17 protein-coding genes are annotated in these 23,042 nt (G+C 62.7%); 9 read left to right on the top strand and 8 right to left on the bottom strand.

The window, feature by feature from the left end; genetic code table 11:
- Positions 1–97: 97 nt before the first annotated feature.
- From GWK63_RS03995 to fdxA, 3 genes are all read left to right on the top strand, one after another.
- The gene (locus tag GWK63_RS03995; protein WP_039999383.1) at positions 98–2,713 is read left to right on the top strand and encodes a helicase-related protein; all 2,616 of its coding nucleotides are present in this window, start codon (positions 98–100) and stop codon (positions 2,711–2,713) included.
- Between the two features lie 5 nt (positions 2,714–2,718).
- Positions 2,719–3,018 (top strand): RNA-binding S4 domain-containing protein, encoded by a 300-nt coding sequence (locus GWK63_RS03990; RefSeq protein WP_007399268.1) that lies wholly within the window; start codon positions 2,719–2,721, stop codon positions 3,016–3,018.
- 189 nt (positions 3,019–3,207) lie between these two features.
- Positions 3,208–3,540: a ferredoxin FdxA gene (gene fdxA, locus GWK63_RS03985; RefSeq protein WP_039732808.1), complete on the top strand. Its 333-nt coding sequence runs from the start codon at positions 3,208–3,210 to the stop codon at positions 3,538–3,540.
- A gap of 132 nt (positions 3,541–3,672) precedes the next feature.
- On the opposite strand, the gene cyoD is transcribed toward fdxA, so the two are convergent.
- The 5 genes from cyoD to GWK63_RS03960 all read right to left on the bottom strand — a co-directional run bounded on the left by cyoD (position 3,673) and on the right by GWK63_RS03960 (position 8,964).
- Positions 3,673–4,002, bottom strand: a complete 330-nt coding sequence (gene cyoD / locus GWK63_RS03980; RefSeq protein WP_014106571.1) for a cytochrome o ubiquinol oxidase subunit IV — start codon at positions 4,000–4,002, stop codon at positions 3,673–3,675.
- Positions 4,002–4,607 carry a cytochrome o ubiquinol oxidase subunit III gene (cyoC, locus tag GWK63_RS03975; RefSeq protein ID WP_034931528.1) on the bottom strand — a complete coding sequence of 202 codons (606 nt, stop codon included), beginning with the start codon at positions 4,605–4,607 and terminating at the stop codon, positions 4,002–4,004. Before cyoC ends, cyoD begins: the two co-directional genes overlap by 1 nt.
- Positions 4,607–6,601 carry a cytochrome o ubiquinol oxidase subunit I gene (gene cyoB, locus GWK63_RS03970; RefSeq protein ID WP_007399264.1) on the bottom strand — a complete coding sequence of 665 codons (1,995 nt, stop codon included), beginning with the start codon at positions 6,599–6,601 and terminating at the stop codon, positions 4,607–4,609. Before cyoB ends, cyoC begins: the two co-directional genes overlap by 1 nt.
- 5 nt (positions 6,602–6,606) lie before the next feature.
- Positions 6,607–7,533 (bottom strand): ubiquinol oxidase subunit II, encoded by a 927-nt coding sequence (gene cyoA / locus GWK63_RS03965; protein WP_166498128.1) that lies wholly within the window; start codon positions 7,531–7,533, stop codon positions 6,607–6,609.
- A 651-nt stretch (positions 7,534–8,184) separates the two neighbouring features.
- Positions 8,185–8,964, bottom strand: a complete 780-nt coding sequence (locus GWK63_RS03960) for a Bax inhibitor-1/YccA family protein (protein ID WP_007399260.1) — start codon at positions 8,962–8,964, stop codon at positions 8,185–8,187.
- A 197-nt stretch (positions 8,965–9,161) separates the two neighbouring features.
- Between GWK63_RS03960 and thpR the strand changes: the two genes are divergently transcribed.
- From thpR to GWK63_RS03935, 5 genes are all read left to right on the top strand, one after another.
- Complete coding sequence (thpR, locus tag GWK63_RS03955) at positions 9,162–9,710, top strand: RNA 2',3'-cyclic phosphodiesterase (protein ID WP_039999380.1); 549 nt, start codon at positions 9,162–9,164, stop codon at positions 9,708–9,710.
- A gap of 471 nt (positions 9,711–10,181) precedes the next feature.
- Positions 10,182–12,401, top strand: a complete 2,220-nt coding sequence (locus GWK63_RS03950; RefSeq protein WP_007399258.1) for a PQQ-dependent dehydrogenase, methanol/ethanol family — start codon at positions 10,182–10,184, stop codon at positions 12,399–12,401.
- A gap of 53 nt (positions 12,402–12,454) precedes the next feature.
- Entirely contained in the window at positions 12,455–13,861 is a 1,407-nt protein-coding gene (locus GWK63_RS03945; protein ID WP_007399257.1) for a c-type cytochrome, read from the top strand.
- Positions 13,862–14,002: 141 nt separating this feature from the next.
- Positions 14,003–14,707 (top strand): NAD-dependent deacylase, encoded by a 705-nt coding sequence (locus GWK63_RS03940; RefSeq protein ID WP_039999377.1) that lies wholly within the window; start codon positions 14,003–14,005, stop codon positions 14,705–14,707.
- Positions 14,708–14,716: 9 nt separating this feature from the next.
- Positions 14,717–15,334 carry a uracil-DNA glycosylase family protein gene (locus tag GWK63_RS03935; RefSeq protein ID WP_007399254.1) on the top strand — a complete coding sequence of 206 codons (618 nt, stop codon included), beginning with the start codon at positions 14,717–14,719 and terminating at the stop codon, positions 15,332–15,334.
- Positions 15,335–15,477: 143 nt separating this feature from the next.
- On the opposite strand, the gene GWK63_RS03930 is transcribed toward GWK63_RS03935, so the two are convergent.
- The 3 genes from GWK63_RS03930 to GWK63_RS03920 are packed head-to-tail and all read right to left on the bottom strand — an operon-like array spanning position 15,478 to position 19,965.
- On the bottom strand, positions 15,478–16,206 hold the full coding sequence (locus tag GWK63_RS03930) for a MarC family protein (protein WP_034931631.1): 729 nt from the start codon (positions 16,204–16,206) through the stop codon (positions 15,478–15,480).
- Positions 16,207–16,247: 41 nt separating this feature from the next.
- On the bottom strand, positions 16,248–18,347 hold the full coding sequence (locus GWK63_RS03925) for a lysylphosphatidylglycerol synthase domain-containing protein (RefSeq protein WP_007399251.1): 2,100 nt from the start codon (positions 18,345–18,347) through the stop codon (positions 16,248–16,250).
- 10 nt (positions 18,348–18,357) lie between these two features.
- The gene (locus GWK63_RS03920; RefSeq protein ID WP_039999375.1) at positions 18,358–19,965 is read right to left on the bottom strand and encodes a lysine--tRNA ligase; all 1,608 of its coding nucleotides are present in this window, start codon (positions 19,963–19,965) and stop codon (positions 18,358–18,360) included.
- Positions 19,966–20,095: 130 nt separating this feature from the next.
- Between GWK63_RS03920 and GWK63_RS03915 the strand changes: the two genes are divergently transcribed.
- The gene (locus GWK63_RS03915) at positions 20,096–23,038 is read left to right on the top strand and encodes an ATP-dependent DNA helicase (protein ID WP_007399249.1); all 2,943 of its coding nucleotides are present in this window, start codon (positions 20,096–20,098) and stop codon (positions 23,036–23,038) included.
- Positions 23,039–23,042: the final 4 nt, after the last annotated feature.

Raw genomic sequence — 23,042 nt, 5'->3', positions numbered from 1 at the left:
AGGCAGGGTGCGTCCGGCTTTGCGCCAACGCAACACCCCGGCTGGCCCGCATGCTGTTTTGCTTGCATTTGCGGCCACTTGGCCGGAGCATGGGGACATGACGGGTGTACCCAAGGGCACTGGTGGCCCCTATCGCGCAGCGGCCGGGCAGGGTTCCGGCCTCCCTTCCGACACGACGGTGCGGGCCGTACTCGGCCCGACCAATACCGGAAAGACCCATCTGGCCATAGAACGCCTGCTGTCACATGGCTCGGGCATCATCGGTTTCCCGCTACGGCTGCTGGCGCGCGAGAACTATGACCGCATGGTGGCCCGCAAGGGCGCGCAGGCCGTGGCCCTGATAACGGGTGAGGAAAAGATCGTTCCCCCCAATGCCCGCTGGTTTTCATGCACGGTGGAAGCCATGCCGCTGGACCGGCGGGTGGAATTCGTGGCGGTGGACGAAATCCAGCTCTGCGCCGATCCCGACCGGGGCCATATCTTTACCGACCGCCTGCTGCATGCGCGCGGCACGGCGGAGACGATGTTCCTGGGTGCCGACACCATCCGCAACCTGATCCGCAGGCTGGTGCCGGGCATCGAGATCGAACACCGGCCCCGCCTGTCGCAACTGACCCATGCCGGGGGCTGCAAGCTGACGCGCCTGCCGCCGCGTTCGGCCATTGTCGCCTTTTCCGCCAGTGAAGTTTACGCCATTGCCGAACTGCTGCGCCGCAGGCGGGGTGGGTGCGCCATTGTCATGGGCCAGCTTTCACCGCGTACGCGCAATGCGCAGGTTGCCCTTTATCAGGAAAAGGAAGTCGATTACCTGGTTGCGACCGACGCCATCGGCATGGGGCTGAACATGGATGTGAACCATGTGGCCTTTGCCAGCCTGTCCAAATTCGATGGCACGCGGGTGCGCCCGCTCAACGCGGGGGAAATAGCCCAGGTGGCGGGCCGTGCCGGGCGTGGCCTGCGCGATGGCACGTTTGGCACCACCGGCACCTGCCCGCCCCTCCATGAAGAACTGGCCGAAGCGGTGGAGGAACACCGCTTCGACCCGCTGACCCGCCTGGCATGGCGTAACAGCACGCTTGATTTCTCGTCCGCCCCGGCCCTTCTGGCCAGCCTCAACCAGGCTTCCCCCCGGCCGGAACTGGTGGCGGGGCATGAGGCCAGCGACGTACTGGCCCTGTCGGCCCTGGCGGCAAGCACCGAGATCCGCCCGCTGATCCATTCCCGCGCGGCGACGCGGCTTTTGTGGGAAAGCTGCCAGATCCCCGATTTCCGCAAGCTGGGGGATGACAGCCATATCCGCCTGTGTGGCCGTATCTTTACCCATCTCATGACCGATGGCCGCATCCCCGCCGCGTGGATGGAAAACCAGATCACCCATTTCTTCCAGACCGAAGGCACCATAGACAGCCTGATGCAGCGGCTGGCGGGCATAAGGGTATGCAGCTACGTCGCGGCCCGTACCGGATGGATCACCAATGCCGCGCACTGGCAGGCCCGCACGCGGGAGGCAGAGGACCGCCTGTCCGATATCCTGCACGAACAGCTGACCGCCCGCTTTGTCGACCGCCGCGCCACCACCCTTATCCGCAGGCTGGATGAAGGCGGGCATGATAGCCTGCTTTCTGCCGTGACCGCGCAGGGCAATGTGGTGGTCGAAGGCCACGAGGTCGGGCGGATTGCCGGGCTGGACCTGATTGCGGGCGACCATACGGATGCGGAGGATGGCCGCCTGCTCATGCGCGCGGCGCGTCGGGCGGTGCGCAGCGAGATACCACGCCGCGTGGCCCTGCTGGTGGGGGATGATGACCGGCAGTTCGCCTTCTCCGCCGATGGCACGCATGTCATATGGCAGGGCATGCCGATTGCCCGCATGCAGCCGGGCAGCACAATCCTTTCGCCGCGCCCGCAGGTGCTCGACAATCCGTTGCTGGACAATGCCCAGCGCGAGCGCATCCGGGGCCGGCTGCAGTCATGGATCAGCCAGGTGGTGCATGAACATCTTGCCCCCCTGTTTGCCGTGCAGGCTGCCGTGGCCGGCACACCCGAGCTGAGGGGACTCGTCCACCGCCTGGTGGAAGGCGCGGGCATCGCCCCCCTGCCCCGTGGCGAGCGCCCCCGCCCCGACATGCTCCGCCGCCTGCGCCAGCTTGGCATACGGGTCGGGCATTACAGCCTGTTCATGCCCGCGATCCTGAAGGAACGCCCGCTGCGGCTGCGCGGCTGGCTGGTGGCGATCAGCCTGAACATGGCCTGCCCGCCCCTGCCCGCCATGAGCCGCATCACCCTGGCACCCGATGCCCTGCCCGCCCCCTTTCTGGACCGGATGGGCTGGCTGGACGCGGGGCCGGTGCGCATCAGGCTGGATATCGCGGAGAAGTTCATCCTGGAACTGGCGCGCATGACCCGCCATGCGCCCATACCCCTGCCCGCGCTGCTGGCATCGCGCCTGGGCGTGCGGCGCGAGATGCTGCCCGCCCTGATGAAGGGGCTGGACATGCGTGTCTATCACCCCCGGCCCATGGCGGCTGACAGTTACGGCCCGCCAGCCCCCCTCATGATCCGGTTCCAGCCCCGAACAGGAGAGAACCGGAAGGACAACACGACCCGTGCCCCGCGCCGCAAGGCTGGCAGACCACCGCCGGTCACGTCGGCCCGCGCCACGCGGCCCGACAGCCCCTTTGCCGCCCTCGCCACCCTTTTCAAGCGCTCCTGACCGCCATGAAACAGACCCCGCCCCCTGCAATGCCAACCGCCCAGCGACTGGACCTGTGGCTGCTCCATGCCCGCTTTGGCCGCAGCCGCACGGCCTGCGCGCAACTGGCAACAGGGGGACATGTGCGCATAAACCGCCAGCGTGTGACCAAGGCCCACGCCCAGGTGCATGTTGGCGATATCCTGACCCTGCCCTCGCCAGACAGGAAAACGGTGATCGTAATTCGCGTCAGGGCCTGCGCAGAACGGCGGCAATCCGCCCCACTTGCACAACTTCTGTATGAAATTGTTCCGGAAACCGCCTGAATATTGTGGCGCTACCGCCAATGCTGGCACTGATTGTGCATTACCTGCGGTCTTGGGCTTGCCACGGCCCGAAAACACTCTCATATCTTCCGCCATTCCCGATGAGGTCGTATCCCCTGTGATGCCTCATCCCTTTCAATGGCCGGGCCTATTGCCGCAGGCCGCACAAATAATGATCGGAGATAGGCGATGACCTATGTGGTCACCGAAAACTGCATTCGCTGCAAATTCACGGATTGTGTCGAAGTCTGTCCGGTTGACTGCTTCTACGCGGGTGAGAATTTTCTCGTAATCAATCCGGATGAATGCATCGACTGCGGTGTGTGCGAACCCGAATGCCCGGCTGAGGCCATCTTCCCCGATAGCGACGACCGCGCCACCCCCTGGGCCGAGCTGAACGCCAAATACGCCGCCGTGTGGCCCAACATCACGCGCAAGCTCGATGCCCCGGCCGATGCCGAGGAATGGAAAGACAAGCCCAACAAGAAAGAGCTTCTCTCTCCCGAACCCCAGAAGGGCTGATCCCGGCTTCTTTACCGCAGGGTCGCTTTTCCCAATAAAAAAGACCGGCACGGTTCCCCGTGCCGGTCTTTTTTTATGCTGTCTGGCCCGGGGGTGGTTTGACCCACCCCCTGAACCCCGACATGACGCCGCTTAGCGCGACATCATGTTGATGGACGTGTCATGCATGATGAACATCGTGCCGGCCACAAGGACCAGAACCGACAGCACCGTGAAGACAAATGCCATGACATTCCAGCGCTGTTCGGACGAACCGTTCATGTGCAGGAAGTAGATCAGGTGAACAACGATCTGGACAACCGCCAGCAGGGCAATCGCCCCGCCCGTGGCGGAGGGTGACATCGCATGCGACATCACCAGACCAAACGCCGCAACCGTCAGGATCACGGCCAGTACGAACCCGGTAAGGTAAGACCCTACGCTCCCGTGGCTCTCTCCCGAGGAAGAAATATGGTCTCCCATCAGATCACACTCATCAGATAGACAAAGGTGAAGACACAGATCCAGACGATGTCCAGAAAGTGCCAGAACAGGCTGAGGCAGGTCAGCTTGCCGATCATGCGCTCGTTCAGCTCGGTCTTGCCAGCCGTCTGGAACAGCAGGACCGCCATCCACAGCAGGCCGCAGGTGACATGCAGGCCATGCGTGCCAACCAGCGTGAAGAAGGACGACAGGAACGCGCTGCGATCCGGGCCGTTACCTTCGGCAATCATGTGCGAGAACTCACGGATTTCCATGAACAGGAAGCCCAGGCCCAGCAGGAAGGTCACCCCGAGCCAGGTCCGCATGGTGCTGACCTTGTTCTCGTGGGCGGCAATCATGCCAAAACCATAGGTGATGGAGCTGAACAGCAGGATTGCCGTTTCAATGCCAACACCCGAAAGCTCGAACACTTCGTGGCCGGTCGGACCGCCGGCAAACTGGTCACGCAGCACCGCGAACACTGCAAACAGTGTACCGAAGATGATGCAGTCCGTCATCAGATACAGCCAGAACCCGAACACCACGGGAGATTCGTGGTGTTCATCATGGGCATGGGCTGCATCAGCAGTCATGTTTTGCGCCATTATTCCGCTGCCTGTGCTGCCATAAGGTTATGGGTGTGCTCCTGCTCAATGCGAACCACCTCGGACACCGGCACATAGTAATCGACGTCATTGTCGGACGAACGGGCGATCACCGTAGCGATGACGCCAATCAGACCAACAGCCGCCAGCCACCAGATGTACCAGATCGCGCCGAAGCCAAGCACGAAGCTGAAGGCACCGATCAGGAAACCGCATGCCGTGTTCTTGGGCATGTGGATCGGCTGATAGTTGCCACCGGCCTGACGGGTGTCGATACCGGCTTCCTTGTCATGAGCAAAGGCATCCAGCTCATGCACTTCCGGCAGGATAGCAAAGTTGTAGAACGGCGGGGGCGAGGACGTGGACCATTCCAGCGTACGAGCGTTCCAGGGATCGCCCGTCAGGTCACGGTTCTCGGCCAGGTTACGGTCACGGATCGAGACATACAGCTGGGTCAGCTGGCACACGATACCGCAAGCGATCATGACAGCGCCAACTTCAGCCAGCAGCAGCCACGGGTGCCATTCGGGGTTGTCGTAGTGGTTCATACGACGGGTCATGCCCTCGAAACCAAGGACATACAGCGGAACGAAGGCAAAGTAGAAGCCAACGAACCACAGCCAGAACGCGCGCTTGCCCCAGGCTTCGTTCAGCTTGAAGCCGAAAGCCTTCGGGAACCAGAAGTTCATCGCGGCAACGTAACCGAAATACACGCCACCGATGATCACGTTATGGAAGTGGGCGATAACGAACAGCGAGTTGTGCAGGACGAAGTCAGAGGCCGGGATGGCCAGCATGACACCCGTCATACCACCGATCGAGAAGGTGATCATGAAGCCGATCACCCAGTACATGGTCGCATGGAATTCAATGCGGCCCTTGTACATCGTGAACAGCCAGTTGAAGATCTTCACGCCGGTCGGAACCGCGATGATCATCGTCATGATACCGAAGAACGCGTTGACGTTCGGGCCGGCACCCATGGTGAAGAAGTGGTGAACCCACACCACCAGCGACAGGACCATGATGGAAGCGGTCGCATAGACCATGGTCTTGTAGCCGAACAGCGGCTTGCGGGAGAAGGTCTGCGTGATTTCGGAGAACGCACCGAAGGCAGGCAGAACCAGGATGTACACTTCCGGATGGCCCCAGCCCCAGATCACGCTCAGATAGAGCATCTGGTTGCCGCCGCCGTCATTGGTGAAGAAGTGCATGCCCAGGTAACGGTCCAGACCCAGCAGGCCCATGGCCACGGTCAGGATCGGGAAGGCAACCATGATCAGCACGGTCGTGCAGAAAATGGTCCAGGTGAACACCGGCATGCGCATGTAGGTCATGCCCGGCGCACGCATCTTAACGATGGTGGCGAAGAAGTTCACACCCGTCAGCAGCGTGCCCACACCGGACAGCTGGACCGCCCAGATATAGTAGTCAACACCGACGCCGGGGCTGAACTGCTGCTCGGACAGGGGCGGATAGGCCAGCCAGCCGCACTGCGAGAACTCACCGATGAACAGCGAGACGTTGACCAGCAGGAAGCTGATGGTCGTCATCCAGAAGCTCAGCGTGTTCACGAAGGGGAAGGCCACGTCGCGCGCACCGATCTGCAGCGGCACCACGATGTTCATCAGACCCTGCATGAACGCCATGGCCATGAAGAAGATCATGATGGTGCCGTGGGCGGAGAAGATCTGGTCATAGTGGTGCGGCGGCAGGTAGCCGGGGTTGCCGGCATAGGCCAGCGCAAGCTGGGAGCGCATCATGATCGCGTCCGCAAAACCACGGAACAGCGCCACGAGGGCCACAACGATATACATGACACCAATGCGCTTGTGGTCGACCGAGGTCAGCCATTCACGCCACAGGTAGCCCCATTTACCGTAATAGGTGATGAGACCGACAACAGCGAGGCCAGCAATGGCCGCACCGATGAACGTCCCAACAAGGATCGGCACATCATAAGGAATGGCCGACAAAGTCAATTTGCCAAACATCTGTCCTATTCCTTCATGTTCATGTCGGACATCGCGGACTGCTGCACATGCAGCATCTTGCCGGTGCTCTTATCCATGACCATGCCGTTGTTGTACTTGGCAACGATCTCATCAAAGAGACCCGCATCGACATGCGAGAAGTATTCAACCGGGTTGGCCTCGCTCGGCGCGGCCAGCTTCGGATAGCTTGCGCTGTCCAGCTGCTCGGAAGAAGCCTTAACCTTCTCTACCCACGCGCTGTACTGGTCCGCGGGCATTGCCAGCGCACGGAAACGCATGTCGGAGAAGCCACGGCCACTGAAGTTGGAGGATTCACCCTGGAAGTCACCCGCTTCATTGGCAATCAGGTGCAGCTGTGTCTGCATGCCTGCCATGGCGTAGATCATCGTGCCGAGCTGCGGGATGAAGAACGAGTTCATCACGGAGTCAGACGTGATCCGGAAGTCAACCGGCGTGTTGACCGGCATGGCCATCTGGTTGACGGTCGCGATTCCCTCATCCGGATAGATAAAGAGCCACTTCCAGTCCAGTGCCACAACATCGACATGAATGGGCTTGACATTGGCGTCAGCCTCAATCGGCTTGTACGGGTCAAGCGAATGACATGTCTGGTAGGTCAGCACCGCCAGGAACAGGATGATCAGGCTGGGAACGGCCCAGATGACCACCTCGATCTTGTTGGAATGCGACCATTTCGGCAGGTATTCCGCCGCGGTGTTGGACTGACGGTAGTGCCATGCGAACACCAGCGTCAGGATGCAGACCGGTATGACAACCAGCAGCATCGCGTAGGTCGAGGTCAGGATCAGTTGTTTCTCGTGTAAACCGATCACGCCCTTGGGGTCGAGTGTATCCCATGTGCAGCCTGCTAGCAGCGCTGCCGAAGATAGACTCATCAGCTTTGTTAATCTTGGCAAGATTTTTTTCTTCATCTCACGCCTCGTTGGTTTCGACATCACCCTGTTTTGCTCACATCCTCGCTTCATCCACGGGCTTAGACAACAACGGCCACGTTATACGCTTGGCAGGGAAAATGCATCCGGCTTTCCCCCTGGCACCCAGCGACATCGCGCCTACGTCGACTTCCGAAATCGAAAAACGCTCTCTTTCGGTTTGCATCCGTCATGAGTTAGTTGCCGACCGGCTGACCATGATCTTGATCAATACGGCCCGCCAGACCTTACGTAATCATTACTGTCAGGGCAGATCGGACCATAAATCGCGATGCCGTCCTGTGTGCTGAAGCGCATGTCCTGTGCCGCATACCCTTTCATATGGTTTCTCTATTCAAGGGTTATCCGACCGGAATGGCCTTAGAAGCAAGCCTTCACATAATATTTCAATAGATTTCATTGCTAAAAATTTATTCAAAAAAATCATTGTTTTACAATGGGTTGCGCAAGTGTCACGAAGCTCACACTCTCGTCATTTAATATTTTCTATATATGAATAAGTCTTATCTTTTTTAACAACTGCCCCGTCAGGGTCATCATTTCATACGAAAAAGGGCCACCACTTGCGTGGCGGCCCTGCTGGCCCCTCATATCAGACCGTATCGGTCTTGATAGGTCAGGACTCCTGTCTCAGTCGTTGCTGTTGCTGCGCACGCCCATGAACTGCAGCAGGAACTGGAACAGGTTGATGAAGTTCAGATACAGGTTGAGCGCGTCATAGACGGACCGCTTGGCAGCCTGATCCGCGCCTTCGTAATAGGCGAACTGCTGATAGGTGGCCTTGATGCGCTGGGTGTCGAACATGGTCAGCCCGACAAACAGCAGCACACCGACCGCGCTGTAGACAAAATACAGTCCCGGGCTGTGCAGGAACATGTTCACCAGCCCCGCAATGACAAGACCGAACAGTCCCATCATCAGGAAAGAACCGAACCGGCTGAGATCGGTACGAGTCGTGTATCCCCAGATTGACATGGTGCAGAAGGTGGCGGCCGTAATGAAGAACACCCGCGTGACCGAAACACCCGTAAACACCATGAAGATGTTGGACATGCTGGCACCCATCACCCCGCAGAACAGCCAGAACAGGGTCTGTACCGTCTGGGTGGACAGGCGGTTGACGCCAAACGACATGACCAGCACGAAGCCCAGCGGCGCGATCATGGCCAGCATGGACAGCGCGGTCGGCCGCAGTGCCACCCCACCCATGGGCAGCGGCACATGCTGATAGAACAGCGCCTGCAGTCCGGTATTGGCAATCAGATAGGCGACGAGTCCGGTCAGGACCAGTCCTGATGCCATCCAGTTGTAGACTCGCAGCATATAGGCGCGCAGGCCCATATCGACAGAGTCCACGGCGCTGTTAGCGGTGGGGCGGATGAAGCTCCGCGAATCAGGGCCAAAAGCCATTGTGTTTCCTTCCTCCACGTCCTGGACCGACGTGCCTCTCCCAGCATGTGGGGCTACGGTAGAACACGTTCAAGAACTACAGCGTGTCCAACACATTACAATACGGCAACATGCCTCCCGGGCACATCACACTATATATACTGTACACCTGTCAGTCCGGCATATGCCGTTTCTCCCTTTTTACCGGCAGGATCATCATGCGTCTTTTCATTGGCCTGGAACTTCCGCCTTCCATCTCGCTGGCACTGGCTGACCTGCGGGGCAGCCTGCCGGACGTGGCGTGGACTGCCCCCGAATCCTGGCACCTCACCCTGCATTTCATCGGTGAGGTCACCCAGCCACACCAGCTGGAAGAAATTCATCACGCCCTCTGCGCCATTCACGCCGCCCCTCCCCTGCTGGAACTGGCCGCCCCCGGCCTGTTCGAAACCCATGGCCGTCCCGCCCGGGACGTGCTGTGGATTGGCTGCGCACCGGATCCCGCCCTGCTGCACCTGCGCAGCCGGGTGCGCGCGGTGATGAATCGCATCCTGCCCGCCACGGTACCAAACAGCCGGCGCTTCGTACCGCATGTCACGCTGGGGCACCTGCACAATCCGGGCCCGGAGCTGCGGCAACGCTGGCTGGCTACCGCCCTGCCCGCATCGCAGCCGCAGACAGTCGGGCATTTCACGCTTTTCCGTTCCATCCGCCATGCTGATGGCCCCTTCCACGAAGCACTGGAACACTATCCCCTGCCGTCCTGATTCTCCGCACGGAAGCTGGCGGGGGAGGGTCCATTACGGTTCCGGCAAGGCAGCCCGATCCATAATTCATGCCATTTATGAATAATAAAAATATATTTCTGACGAATTATTGTGAACCACATGCCACCGACGACCAGACACGTATTGTAATTTTCCTAGATATATCAACACATTTTTAGGATTTCTCCACAATGTCCAGCTATCCGTATCATTGCTTATCGGACACCATGTTCACGTTTTAGTGAGCCTGAACACTAAAATGTCAGGAGACGGGCGTGCTAGCCTCTCTATGTTCGGATGAAACGGACTGCCTGCTTTTCTACCCTGCCTGAAGCCGGTTTCCTGTCTGGTCGGAAAAGAGGCGCACCCCGCGCTTTTTTACCGGGTACATTCAGAAAGCCTGCCCCGGCGGAAAGTTGCAGCGGCGGGCGTCCTGAATTCGAAACCGTTAGTTTTCTGAGGACATCACATATGATTTCTGCCGTTTTCGGAAAAAGACGTTCTCTGAGCAGAACGCTTACAGCCGGAACGATATGTGCGGCTCTTATCTCGGGTCATGCCGTCATGGCATCCGCGGATGACGGGCAGGGCGCCACGGGGGAAGCGATCATCCACGCCGATGATCACCCCGGCAACTGGATGACCTACGGCCGCACCTATTCTGAACAGCGCTACAGCCCGCTGGACCAGATCAACCGTTCCAACGTTGGTAACCTCAAGCTGGCCTGGTATCTGGACCTTGATACCAACCGTGGCCAGGAAGGCACGCCGCTGGTTGTCGATGGTGTCATGTACGCCACCACCAACTGGAGCATGATGAAGGCCGTCGATGCCGCAACCGGCAAGCTGCTGTGGTCCTATGACCCGCGCGTGCCCGGCAACATTGCCGACAAGGGCTGCTGTGACACGGTCAACCGTGGCGCCGCCTACTGGAACGGCAAGGTCTATTTCGGCACGTTCGATGGCCGCCTGATCGCGCTTGACGCCAAGACCGGCAAGCTGGTCTGGAGTGTCAACACCATCCCGCCCGAAGCCCAGCTGGGCAAGCAGCGTTCCTATACGGTTGATGGCGCGCCGCGCATCGCCAAGGGCCGCGTGATCATCGGCAATGGTGGTTCCGAATTCGGCGCCCGTGGCTTTGTCACGGCTTTCGATGCGGAGACCGGCAAGGTCGACTGGCGCTTCTTCACGGTTCCGAACCCCAAGAACGAGCCGGACCACGCCGCATCCGACAGCGTGCTGATGAACAAGGCCTACCAGACCTGGAGCCCGACCGGCGCCTGGACCCGCCAGGGTGGCGGCGGCACGGTTTGGGATTCCATCGTGTATGACCCCGTGGCCGACCTGGTCTACCTGGGTGTTGGCAACGGTTCGCCGTGGAACTACAAGTACCGTTCCGAAGGCAAGGGCGACAACCTGTTCCTGGGCAGCATCGTGGCGCTGAAGCCGGAAACCGGCGAATACGTCTGGCATTTCCAGGAAACGCCGATGGACCAGTGGGACTTCACCTCGGTCCAGCAGATCATGACGCTTGACCTGCCGATCAACGGTGAGACCCGTCACGTCATCGTTCACGCGCCGAAGAACGGCTTCTTCTACATCATCGATGCGAAGACCGGCGAGTTCATCTCGGGCAAGAACTACGTCTATGTGAACTGGGCCAGCGGCCTTGATCCCAAGACCGGTCGCCCGATCTACAACCCCGATGCGCTCTACACCCTTACGGGCAAGGACTGGTACGGCATTCCGGGTGACCTTGGCGGCCACAACTTCGCGGCCATGGCGTTCAGCCCCAAGACCGGGCTGGTCTATATCCCGGCGCAGCAGGTGCCCTTCCTGTACACCAACCAGGTTGGCGGCTTCACCCCGCACCCGGACAGCTGGAACCTGGGTCTGGACATGAACAAGGTCGGCATTCCCGACTCGCCCGAAGCCAAGCAGGCATTTGTTAAGGACCTGAAGGGCTGGATCGTGGCCTGGGACCCGCAGAAGCAGGCCGAAGCCTGGCGCGTGGACCACAAGGGCCCGTGGAACGGCGGTATCCTGGCAACTGGCGGCGACCTGCTGTTCCAGGGCCTGGCAAACGGCGAATTCCATGCCTATGACGCGACGAACGGTTCCGACCTGTTCCACTTCGCGGCTGACAGCGGCATCATCGCGCCGCCCGTCACCTACCTTGCCAATGGCAAGCAGTATGTCGCGGTCGAAGTGGGCTGGGGTGGCATCTATCCATTCTTCCTTGGTGGCCTTGCCCGCACCAGCGGCTGGACCGTCAACCATTCGCGCATCATCGCCTTCTCGCTCGATGGCAAGTCCGGCCCCCTGCCCAAGCAGAACGACCAGGGCTTCCTGCCCGTCAAGCCGCCGGCGGAGTTCGACAGCAAGCGTACGGATAACGGTTACTTCCAGTTCCAGACCTATTGCGCCGCCTGTCATGGTGATAATGCCGAAGGTGCGGGTGTGCTGCCTGACCTGCGCTGGTCCGGTTCCATCCGCCACGAGGATGCGTTCTACAATGTTGTCGGCCGCGGCGCGCTTACCGCCTACGGTATGGACCGCTTCGACAGCAGCATGAACCCGACCGAGATTGAGGACATTCGTCAGTTCCTGATCAAGCGTGCGAACGAGACCTATCAGAGGGAAGTTGACGCCCGGAAGAACACTGCCGGTATCCCCGAGCAGCTGCCGTAATCTCCCGGTTTTGACAATTTTTCGCATCGACGCGACGCATGATGGTGAACATAATGATCAACAGGCTTAAGGTGACATTCAGCGCGGCAGCGTTTAGTCTGCTGGCAGGGACGGCATTGGCTCAGACGCCCAGTGCCGACTCCGCGCTAGTCGAAAAGGGGGCGTATGTCGCACGACTGGGTGACTGCGTAGCGTGTCATACCGCCCTCCACGGTCAGGCTTATGCGGGTGGGCTTGAAATCAAGAGCCCCATCGGCACAATCTATTCCACAAACATCACACCGGACCCCACCTACGGTATCGGTCGCTATACGTTTGCGGAATTCGATGAAGCCGTCCGCCACGGTATCCGCAAGGATGGGTCCACGCTCTATCCGGCCATGCCTTATCCTTCCTTCGCCCGTATGACGAAGGAAGACATGCAGGCGCTGTATGCGTATTTCATGCATGGGGTGAAGCCGGTGGCACAGCCGGACAAGCAGCCGGAAATTTCCTGGCCGCTGTCCATGCGCTGGCCCCTGGGCATCTGGCGTATGATGTTCTCGCCCGCGCCGGCGGATTACACACCGGCTCCGGGCACGGATGCCGACGTGGCGCGTGGCGAATACCTGGTCACGGGTCCGGGCCATTGCGGCGCCTGTCATACCCCGCGTGGCTTCGCCATGCAGGAAAAGGCACTGGACGCCAAGGGTGGGCCTGACTTCCTGGCCGGTGGCGCCCCGATTGACAACTGGGTTGCCCCCAGCCTGCGCAACGACCCGGTCGTGGGTCTGGGCCGCTGGTCCGAGGATGACATCTACACCTTCCTCAAGTCCGGCCGTATCGACCACTCCGCCGTATTCGGTGGCATGGGTGACGTGGTGGCATGGAGCACCCAGTACTTCACGGATGCGGACCTGCATGCCATGGCGAAGTACCTGAAGAGCCTGCCGCCGGTACCGCCCTCGCAGGGCAACTACACCTACGATGCGTCCACCGCGACCATGCTGGCTTCGGGTAACACCGCCAGTGTCCCGGGTGCCGATACGTATGTGAAGGAATGCGCCATCTGTCACCGTAACGACGGTGGTGGCGTGGCCCGCATGTTCCCGCCGCTGGCTGGCAACCCGGTTGTCGTGACCGAGAACCCGACCTCGCTGGTGAACGTGATTGCACATGGTGGCGTGCTGCCGCCAAGCAACTGGGCACCGTCCGCAGTGGCCATGCCGGGTTACAGCAAGTCGCTGTCCGCTCAGCAGATTGCTGACGTGGTCAACTTCATCCGCACCAGCTGGGGCAACAAGGCACCCGGCACCGTTACGGCGGCGGATGTGACCAAGCTGCGTGACACGGGCGCCCCGGTTTCCAGCTCGGGCTGGAACAGCATGAGCAGTGGTTGGTCGGTCTTCCTGCCGCAGCCCTATGGCTCAGGCTGGACGTTTGCACCGCAGACGCACACCGGTCAGGACGCCGCGCAGTAATGCGGCAGGGTGGCTCCCCGGAGCCACCTTTCCCTGAATGCTGACCAGGTAAAACCGCCATGGGTTCCACCCATGGCGGTTTTCCTGTTTTAAGGGCCCTGTTCATACTGCATCACGCCATTATCGAACGGAGACTCCAGCATGCGGCACATCGTGGTACTGACCGGCGCGGGCATAAGCCAGGAATCCGGGCTCCAGACCTTCCGGGGACCGGACGGATTATGGAACCATGAGCGGATCGAGGATATCTGCACGCCCCAGGGCTTCCGGCGTGACCCGCTTCGAGTGGATCGATTCTACAATGGTTTAAGAGCCCAGCTGGCCGACGTGCAGCCCAATGCCGCCCACCGCGCACTGGCCGAACTGGAACAGGCCGCGCGCACCGGCCGGTGGCAGGGGCAGGTCACCATCGTTACCCAGAACATAGACGACCTGCATGAACGCGCGGGCAGCCGGAATGTGATTCACATGCATGGCGAACTGCTGCGCCTGCGCTGCACCCGCTGCCATGCCACCCCGCCATGGCATACCGACTGCTATCCCGACACACCCTGCCCCCATTGCGGCCAGCCCGCGCTACGGCCCGATATCGTATGGTTTGGGGAAATGCCCCATCATATGGACGCCATTGCCCGGCATCTGGCGGCATGTGACCTGTTTGTCGCCATCGGCACGTCCGGCGTTGTGTATCCAGCGGCGGGATTTGTGGAGAACGTGGCCGATCATGCGGATACCATGCTGTTCAACCTTGACGCGCCACAGGGGCCATCCGCGTTCGAACAGGTCATTCTGGGGCCGGCCACCCGCACCGTGCCGATCTGGACACACGACCTGATGGCGGCGTAAGGCTGGACCATGGCCGAAACCCTGCAAGACCTGCTTGATGCCATCCGCGCCTGCCAGACCTGTGCCGCCCACCTGCCGCTTGGCCCCCGCCCGGTCCTGCATGTCTCGCGCACGGCACGGCTGCTGATTGCAAGCCAGGCCCCCGGCACGCGGGTGCATGAAACGGGACAGTCCTTCAATGATGCCTCGGGCGATCGGCTGCGCGGGTGGATGGGCATAGACCGGGCCACATTCTATGATTCAAGCCGGATCGCGCTGGTGCCCATGGGCCTGTGCTATCCCGGCCGCCTGCCGCAGGGGGGCGACTGCCCGCCCCGCCCTGAATGCGCGCCGCAGTGGCGGGCCCGCATCATGGCGCAGATGCCTGATATCCGGTTGACCCTTGTCGTGGGGTCGTATGCCCAGCAGCACATTCTGGGCAAGGGGCGGGTCAGTGAGCGCTGCCTCGACTTCCGCCGCTACCTGCCACGCTATTTTCCACTCCCGCACCCATCATGGCGCACCGGTGCATGGGAACGGCGCACACCCCGTTTTGGCAGTGACGTGCTGCCTGCCCTGCGCGCATGTGTACAGGCCGTTCTGGCAGGCCAGCCACTACCTGTTATTGCGCCCGCGCCTGCGGACTGAAGACCTGACCCACAACAATAAAGGTCTCTGGGTGCCACCTTTTTTCAAAAAGGCTGCATTCTTCAAAGCTTTTTGAAAAAAGCTTCACCAGAAACTTCTCCATGATTACAGAATTGAGCCAGCGCGCTGGACGCAGGCCGTGATCAGCTGGCCATGAGCAGTACGGCATGCGCGCTGGACAGGATCACACCCTGCACGCCCGTAATCAGGATCTGTACCCCGATCGAAAGCAGGATCAGCGCAGCCAGGCGCGAGACAATGCGTGTGCCCGTGGTACCCAGCAGGCACAGCAGCTGGTCGGCGTAGGTATAGGCGGCCCATACAATCCCCGCCACCAGCAGTCCCGCAAGCGAAAGCACGCCATAGAACACGAAATGGTTGCCCCCCGGCGGCCCTTCGGACCCCAGGGCAATCGCTACCGCAATCGTGCCGGGGCCAACGGTAAAGGGCATGGTCAGGGGAAAGAATGCCTGCCCCATGATGTTGGCGCTGGCCTGCACCGCGCTGCCCTGGGCCTGCTTGCGGGCTTCCTCCGTTTCCGGTGCCTGCAGCAGGGACCACGCCCGCACCGCCACCACCAGTCCGCCGGCAATACGCAGTGCGTCGATGGTAATGCCGAAAAATGAAAGAACCAGCCCCCCCATCCAGATGGAGGCCAGCATGAGCACGGCGGAATAGAGTGCGACCTGCCGCGCCAGCGCAATACAGTTGCGGCGTGACTGCCCGGCCGTAACCTGCGCGAAAATAAGCGCCGCCCCCAGCGGGTTGACGATGGAAAACAGCGCCGGAAACGCCATGAGAAAGGCACCCGGCAGGCTGGGCAGCCCCACCACGGTGGAAAAATGGGTCAGCAGTCCCGCATGCGCCGTCATGGCCTGCGCCTGCTGCTGCACGGATCATGGCACATGGTGGCTCAGTCCCTTTCCGGCCCGGTTGGCACGAAGGTCCGGCGCATGAGCGCCCGGACCATGTTCAGGTCATCGGCCGCGGCACACAGGAACCAGGGGTGACTGGGATCGCCCTCTTCCGTCAGCGGCCAGGGGGTCAGCCCCAGTTCGTTATAGACCGGCAGCAGGCATATGCCCGTGCGCCAGAATGCCGGCTGGCAGCCTTCCTGCACCGCAAGGTCACGCAGCCACCAGATGGTGGAAACACAGTCATCCATGCTGCCCGCCGGATCACCCAGCCCGATCAGGTACGGCCCCAGCCGCACAAACGGCAGCAGGGCCTGCCGGCGTGCCCCCGGTATCAGCCCCGCGGGCGGCGGCGTGCGCTGCCCCAGCCCCTCCAGCGCATGGTCCAGCGCGCCATAACGCGCGCGCGTGGCGCTGTCCCATGGCAGGACATGGATGCGCCCCGGCCGCACCAGCCGCACGATCATGACCAGCCCCAGCATGACCGCCAGCCCCAGCGTCCACTGCGCAATGCCGGGACGGGTGGCAAACAGCATGATCTCCCACCAGCTTCCGCCCGCCGAATCATGCGGTCCCGCCAGCACCAGCACCACGACGGAACTGATCAGCAGCACAAGCGACACGATGGTGTGGGACGAAAGCGGCTCGCTCATGATCCGGGCATGGCGGTAATAGGAACTGCGGAAGGGCGCGATCAGCATGCAGACCAGCAGCAGCAGCCCCGGCACCGCCATGGGGGAGCCACGCAGCAGGGTCAGCGCGCAGGCACCGCCCAGCAGGACCAGCGTGGCCTTCCACGCCAGCGTTACACGTTGCGAGAGGCCAATGCCCAGCCCGATCAGCGCAACACCCGCAAGCGAGAGCAGGTAATCCCCCACCATGGCAAAAACCGGCTGCAGCCGTCCGGCATTGAGCCAGTTTTCGGGATCGAGCAGCGTCAGCGCCAGCAGCAGCCCCCCACATAGTGATACGGCGCCCGTGGCCACGGCCACGGAAAAATCGGCCTCGCTTTCCCGTATGACCTGACTGGCCCGGCCCGTGCGCGGCCCACGCAGCGGACTGCGGGCACCCGCCTTGCGCGCAAGGGCGGCATCACCGCGCAGGAACAGTTCATGGGCGGCGAACATGATTCCCGCCACGAACAGGGGCACGATGTAGTAGAACAGCCGGAAGATCAGGATGGCGGTCACGATACGGGTCGCGGGCACATAGGCGCCCAGCGCCAGCATCATGGTACCATCGAATACCCCAAGCCCGCCGGGCACGCTGGCCACCAGCCCTGCCGTGTAGGAGGCGATGTAGATGGCAAGGAACGTACCGTAATCCAGCCCCGGCGCCACGGGCAGGAACGTGTAGGCAATCGTGGCGGTCGCGGCCACTTCCAGCGCCGCCACCACGGTCTGCATGACCGCCATGGTGGATGAGGGGAAGGTGATCTGCCACCGCCAGATCTTCACCTCGTTCACATAATGGCCCATGACCACATAGGCGATCACCCCGCCCCACAGCAGCACGCCCGCCAGCCGCATTACCATGGCGGGCAGCGCATTGCCGATGAAGGGCACCGTGCCCGGTTCCAGCACAAGCACGCCACCGATCAGCACGGCGGCCCCCAGCAGGTAGGTGGCCGAGCAGAAGGCGATGATCTGGGCCACCTGGAATGGCCTCAGCCCCCAGTTGCCATACAGCCGGAAGCGCACCGCCGCCCCGGAAATAGCCGAAAACCCGAGATTGTGCGACAGCACATAGGAACAGAAGGCCGCGAACGCCGTGCGCCGGAAGGCCAGCCTGCACCCCACCTGCCGCACCGCAAGCCAGTCATAGAAAGACAGGACAAGATAGGACAGCAGCGTAAAGCCCGCCCCCGCCCACAGCGTGCCGGCGGGAATGGCCGCCAGCGCAAGACTGATGTCATGCCAGTGCAGGCTGCGGACCTCGCGCTGCACCACAATCACAGCCCCTACCAGCAGCAGCAGCCCGATCCCGTGGGGCAGGTGGCGGATCAGCGCGCTCCTGCGCCGCGCGGGTGACGGACCTGGTGCCGACTGCCCTGCTTCGTCCGGCAGCCGGTCGTCAGCTTGCGATGGACGTTCAGCCATGGGCTGGCCCTCAGGCCGCTGTTCCTTCGGTGCGGGTCAGGGCCGCCTCGATCAGGGCCACGGTCTCCGCAACGCCGTACAGGGCTACAAAAATCCCGAAACGCGGCCCTTCCTTCTGCCCCAGCAGCACTTCATACAGGCAGCCGAACCATGCCCGCAGCGGCTCGAAGCCATGGGTCTTGCCGATCTCGAACACCAGGTTCTGGCAGGCATCAGGGGTTATCTCCGCCCCTTCAAGCCCGCGCAGGGCTTCGGCCAGATCAGCCAGTGCGCGGCGCTCATGCGCATCGGGCGCGCGGTAATGCTTCGTGGGGCGCACGAAATCGGCGTAATAGACAATGGCGTGTTCCACCAACCGCGCCAGCATGGGGCAGCTTTCGGGTGTGGCCTGCGCATCATAACGCTGGATGAACTTCCACAGCACATCCGGCGTCTCGGCATTGGCCACGCTGGCCAGGTTGAGCAGCATGCCAAACGTGACGGGGCTGCCCGCATCCGCCGGGATCAGGCCCTTGTGGATGAACCAGGCCGGGTTGGTCAGAAGCTGCGGATCATCGGTGGCAAGGGTCTTGGCCTTGGCCACATGCGCCAGGTATTCATCCGTTGCCTTGGGGATCACGTCAAAGAACAGGCGCTTGGCACGCTGCGGGGCGTTGAACATGTACTGGCCAAGGCTTTCAGCCGGGGCATAGCGCAGCCATTCCTCGACCGATATGCCATTGCCCTTGGACTTGGAGATCTTCTGCCCGTTCTGGTCCAGAAACAGCTCATAGGTCAGCCCTGCTGGCGGCTGGCCACCAAGGATGCGGCAGATCCTGCCCGACAGGCGCACACTGTCGATCAGGTCCTTGCCCGACATCTCGTAATCCACACCCAGCGCATACCAGCGCATGGCCCAGTCGGCCTTCCACTGCATCTTGGCGTGGCCGCCGGTGACGGGGGTCTCGAACGTCTCGCCATCTTCATCGGTCCAGCGCACCGTGCCCGCCACGGGGTCGATCGCATCCATCTTCACCTGCATGACCTGGCCGGTGCGCGGGTGAATGGGCAGGACGGGGGAATAGGTTGCGCGCCGTTCCTCGCCCAGTGTCGGGGCAATCACGGCCACGATCTGGTCATGCACTTCCAGCACGCGCTTCAGGGCCGCATCAAAACGGCCGCCTTCGTAATACTGCGTGGAGGAGGCGAATTCGTATTCAAACCCGAACCCGTCAAGGAAGGACCGCAGGCGGGCATTGTTGTGGGCGGCAAAGGAGTCATGCGTGCCGAACGGGTCGGGCACCCGCGACAGCGGCCTGCCGATATACTGGCGCAGCATGTCCTGGTTGGGCACATTTTCCGGCACCTTGCGCAGGGCGTCCATATCATCGGAAAACGCCAGCAGCCGCGTGGGCAGGCCGGTCAGCTTCGTGAAGGCCTGCCGCACCCATGACGTGCGCGCCACCTCGCCAAACGTGCCGATATGGGGCAGCCCGGACGGGCCATAGCCGGTTTCCAGCAGGGCGGGACGGGACGGCGTCACCTCGCGCCCGCCCACATGGGCCGCGAGTTTCGCCGCCTCCTCGAACGGCCAGGACTTGGGAAGGGGCGAGATAAGGGAGGGGTGCTGTTCTGACATGGACCGGCAAGCTATGGGCAGGAAGGACGCGGGTCAATTATCCTATTCCACACCCTGTGGTACAGCAATGAGAATACATGACACACGACGGGCGACAGACGTCCGCGCGTGCCCTATATCATGTACCAGCATGCCAGACACCCCGCCCCTGCCGGACAGCGCGCCGGCACTCCTGCCGCGCAATGGCGCCTGGTCGGTCCTGACCCCGGATGGGGAACTGCTGACCATAACGGCAGCAGACATACGGCGCGAACTGCCGCACTGGCCCGCGCCGCTTGTCATCCATGCCCCCGCCATGGCCCGCAGGCTCGACCTGCCGCCGCTGCCACGCCCCGGCCCGTGGCTGGACCTGCTTGAGCTTTTTGCCTTTGTCATGCCCGCCCGGGGCGTGCCCCCCACCGCGCGCGGACTGGGCGGGGCACTGGACATTGCAGCCCACAGGCTGGACGCGCCCGAGGCCGACCTGCTGCCCGACCTGGCCTTCGCGCTGCTGCACCGCCTGGCCCGGACGCGCGACACGCCCGAGGCGGCCATAAAGACCGCGCTGGCCTGGCGCATGCGTGAAGCGGGCTGGCCATGGGGGGCTGCCACCTGTGCCGCACTGGGGCTTGGCCCGGACGAACGCCCCCCGGCCGACGCCATCCAGCCCAATGACGCGCTGCGGGTCTGGACCCGCCTGCCCCAATGGGAGGAAACCGCCCCGCTCCCCGCTCCCGGCGCGCATCCGGTCACGGGGGAGGAAGCACGCGCCCGCCTGCGCGCCATACTGGGTGAAGGGGCCGAACAGCGCCCCGCGCAGGAAGCCTTCAGCCATGTCGTGGCCAGCGCCTTCGCCCCGCGCGCAACGCAGGGCGACCCGCACATGGTGCTGGCGGAAGCGGGAACCGGCACCGGCAAGACGCTGGGCTATGTAGCCCCTGCCAGCATCTGGGCACGGCGCAATGGTGGCAGTGTATGGATCAGTACCTATACCCGCCACCTGCAGCGCCAGATCGAATCGGAACTGGGCCGCCTGCACCCCGACCCGGCCACGCGCATGGCGCATGTGGTGGTGCGCAAGGGGCGGGAGAACTACCTGTGCCTGCTCAATATGGAAGAGAGCGTGAACATCGCCCTCTCACGCGGGCAGGCGGGCAATGGCGCGCTGGTCGGGCTGGCGCTGATTGCGCTGTGGGCCGCCCATACGCAGGATGGCGACCTGTTTGGCGGCGACCTGCCCGGCTGGTTTGCCGACCTGTTCGGCCGTGGGCTGCTGGTCAGCATTGCCGACCGCCGTGGCGAGTGCATCCATGGCGCCTGCCCGCATTACCAGAGCTGCATGGTGGAGCATTCCATCCGCCGCGCCCGTACGGCGGACCTTGTCATTGCCAATCACGCGCTGGTCATGTCGCAGGCGGCATGGCACGCGCTGGACGGGTCGGACACCAGTAACGAGGACCACACCCCCACCCGCTACATCATGGACGAGGGGCACCACATTGCCGATGCGGCGGACAGTGCCTTCGCCCTTGAACTGTCGGGGCTGGAGGCCGCCGAACTGCGGCGCTGGCTGCTGGGGGCCGAAGGGGCACGCTCGCGCGCCCGTGGGCTGCGGCGCCGGCTGGAAGACCTGCTGACCCATATCCCCCGCATGGAAACCCCGCTCGATACCGCCCTGATGGCCGCCCGCGCGCTGCCGGCACCAGGATGGTCGGCGCGCCTTGCCGCCCTTGATCCCGTGCACCGCGCGGCCACCCCGCCCGCCGCTGCCGGGACGGAATCAGGTGAGCCAACCCTGTCCAACCCCACCGAGATGCTGCTGCACGAACTGCGCCAGCAGGTACTGGCCCGCACGCAGGGCAGCCCCGAGGGCGGCCCCCGGCGAAGCGACAGTGAATGTGATCTCTATCCCATGCCCGATGCGCTGCGCATGGCGGCGCAGGCCATGGAGCGCGCCCTGCGGCGGCTGGCCGAACCCCTGCGCACGCTGGTGGCGCGACTGGATGAGGCGCTGGAGACCGAGGCCGACTGGCTGGATACCCCGATGCGCGAACGCATAGCCGCCGCCAGCCGCTCCATCCGCCGGCGCGCGCTGGCGCGGGTGGATGGCTGGTGCGCCATGCTGGGCAGCATCCAGGCGGAAAAACCGCAGGTGGATGGCGAAACCCCGCAATATATCGACTATATCCGCATGGACCGGCGCGAGGGCCAGAACCCCGGTGAGCGGGATGTAGGGCTGTACCGCCACTGGCTGGACCCGACCATTCCCTTTGCCAGCGTGCTGGCCGCCCCTGCGCATGGCGTGCTGGTCACTTCCGCAACCCTGCGTGACGAGACGGGGGATGCATCGGATGATGAAGGGGCGGACCGCGCCTGGGATGCGGCCGAAGCCCGTGCGGGCGCGATCCATCTGCCCTCCCCCGCCATCCGGGCGTCCTTCCCCAGCCCGTTCGATTACGCGCGGCAGAGCCGGGCCTTCATCATTACCGATGTGGCGCATGATGACCCGGCTGCCCTGGCCGGGGCCTACCGCACGCTGTTCATGGCATCGAACGGGGGGGCGCTGGGGCTGTTCACCGCCATCTCGCGGTTGCGGGACGTCTACCGCCGCATCGTGACCCCGCTGGAAGCAGCCGGGCTGCCGCTTTACGCCCAGCATGTGGACCCGATGGACAACACAACACTGGTGGACATACTGCGCAGCGAGCACAATGCCAGCCTGCTGGGCACGGATGCGATGCGTGACGGGGTGGATGTGCCGGGCGCGGCACTGCGGCTGGTCGCGTTCGAACGCGTGCCCTGGCCACGGCCCGACATCCTGCACCGGGAGCGGCGCATCCATCTGTCGGGCGGGGAACCGGGGCGGTATGACGACAGGATAGCCCGCCTGCGCCTGCGGCAGGCCTTTGGACGGCTGATCCGCAGCCGTCAGGACAGGGGTGTGTTCGTCCTGCTGGACAGGCGCACCCCATCACGCCTGCTATCGGCTTTTCCCGCCGGGGTAACGGTGCGCCGCCTGGGCCTGCGTGCCGCGGCGGCGGAGATCGGGGCCTTCCTGCATGAGCAGGATACGGCAACCGGCCAGCTTCACTGACCGG

Source organism: Komagataeibacter rhaeticus, assembly GCF_011611525.1.
Taxonomy (GTDB): domain Bacteria; phylum Pseudomonadota; class Alphaproteobacteria; order Acetobacterales; family Acetobacteraceae; genus Komagataeibacter; species Komagataeibacter rhaeticus.
The sequence above is the reverse complement of the archived record's forward strand: the minus strand, read 5'-3'. Positions and strand labels throughout refer to the sequence as shown.

Excerpts from the sequence above, each read along its gene's own strand:
- GWK63_RS03935 (WP_007399254.1), top strand. The coding sequence starts at position 14,717 with ATGGCCGAAACCCTGCAAGACCTGCTTGATGCCATCCGCGCCTGCCAG.
- GWK63_RS03950 (WP_007399258.1), top strand. The coding sequence starts at position 10,182 with ATGATTTCTGCCGTTTTCGGAAAAAGACGTTCTCTGAGCAGAACGCTT.
- GWK63_RS03925 (WP_007399251.1), bottom strand. The coding sequence starts at position 18,347 with ATGGCTGAACGTCCATCGCAAGCTGACGACCGGCTGCCGGACGAAGCA.
- cyoD (WP_014106571.1), bottom strand. The coding sequence starts at position 4,002 with ATGGGAGACCATATTTCTTCCTCGGGAGAGAGCCACGGGAGCGTAGGG.
- thpR (WP_039999380.1), top strand. The coding sequence starts at position 9,162 with ATGCGTCTTTTCATTGGCCTGGAACTTCCGCCTTCCATCTCGCTGGCA.
- GWK63_RS03920 (WP_039999375.1), bottom strand. The coding sequence starts at position 19,965 with ATGTCAGAACAGCACCCCTCCCTTATCTCGCCCCTTCCCAAGTCCTGG.
- cyoA (WP_166498128.1), bottom strand. The coding sequence starts at position 7,533 with ATGAAGAAAAAAATCTTGCCAAGATTAACAAAGCTGATGAGTCTATCT.
- GWK63_RS03940 (WP_039999377.1), top strand. The coding sequence starts at position 14,003 with ATGCGGCACATCGTGGTACTGACCGGCGCGGGCATAAGCCAGGAATCC.
- GWK63_RS03995 (WP_039999383.1), top strand. The coding sequence starts at position 98 with ATGACGGGTGTACCCAAGGGCACTGGTGGCCCCTATCGCGCAGCGGCC.
- GWK63_RS03990 (WP_007399268.1), top strand. The coding sequence starts at position 2,719 with ATGAAACAGACCCCGCCCCCTGCAATGCCAACCGCCCAGCGACTGGAC.
- cyoB (WP_007399264.1), bottom strand. The coding sequence starts at position 6,601 with ATGTTTGGCAAATTGACTTTGTCGGCCATTCCTTATGATGTGCCGATC.
- GWK63_RS03945 (WP_007399257.1), top strand. The coding sequence starts at position 12,455 with ATGATCAACAGGCTTAAGGTGACATTCAGCGCGGCAGCGTTTAGTCTG.
- cyoC (WP_034931528.1), bottom strand. The coding sequence starts at position 4,607 with ATGGCGCAAAACATGACTGCTGATGCAGCCCATGCCCATGATGAACAC.
- GWK63_RS03915 (WP_007399249.1), top strand. The coding sequence starts at position 20,096 with ATGCCAGACACCCCGCCCCTGCCGGACAGCGCGCCGGCACTCCTGCCG.
- fdxA (WP_039732808.1), top strand. The coding sequence starts at position 3,208 with ATGACCTATGTGGTCACCGAAAACTGCATTCGCTGCAAATTCACGGAT.
- GWK63_RS03930 (WP_034931631.1), bottom strand. The coding sequence starts at position 16,206 with ATGACGGCGCATGCGGGACTGCTGACCCATTTTTCCACCGTGGTGGGG.
- GWK63_RS03960 (WP_007399260.1), bottom strand. The coding sequence starts at position 8,964 with ATGGCTTTTGGCCCTGATTCGCGGAGCTTCATCCGCCCCACCGCTAAC.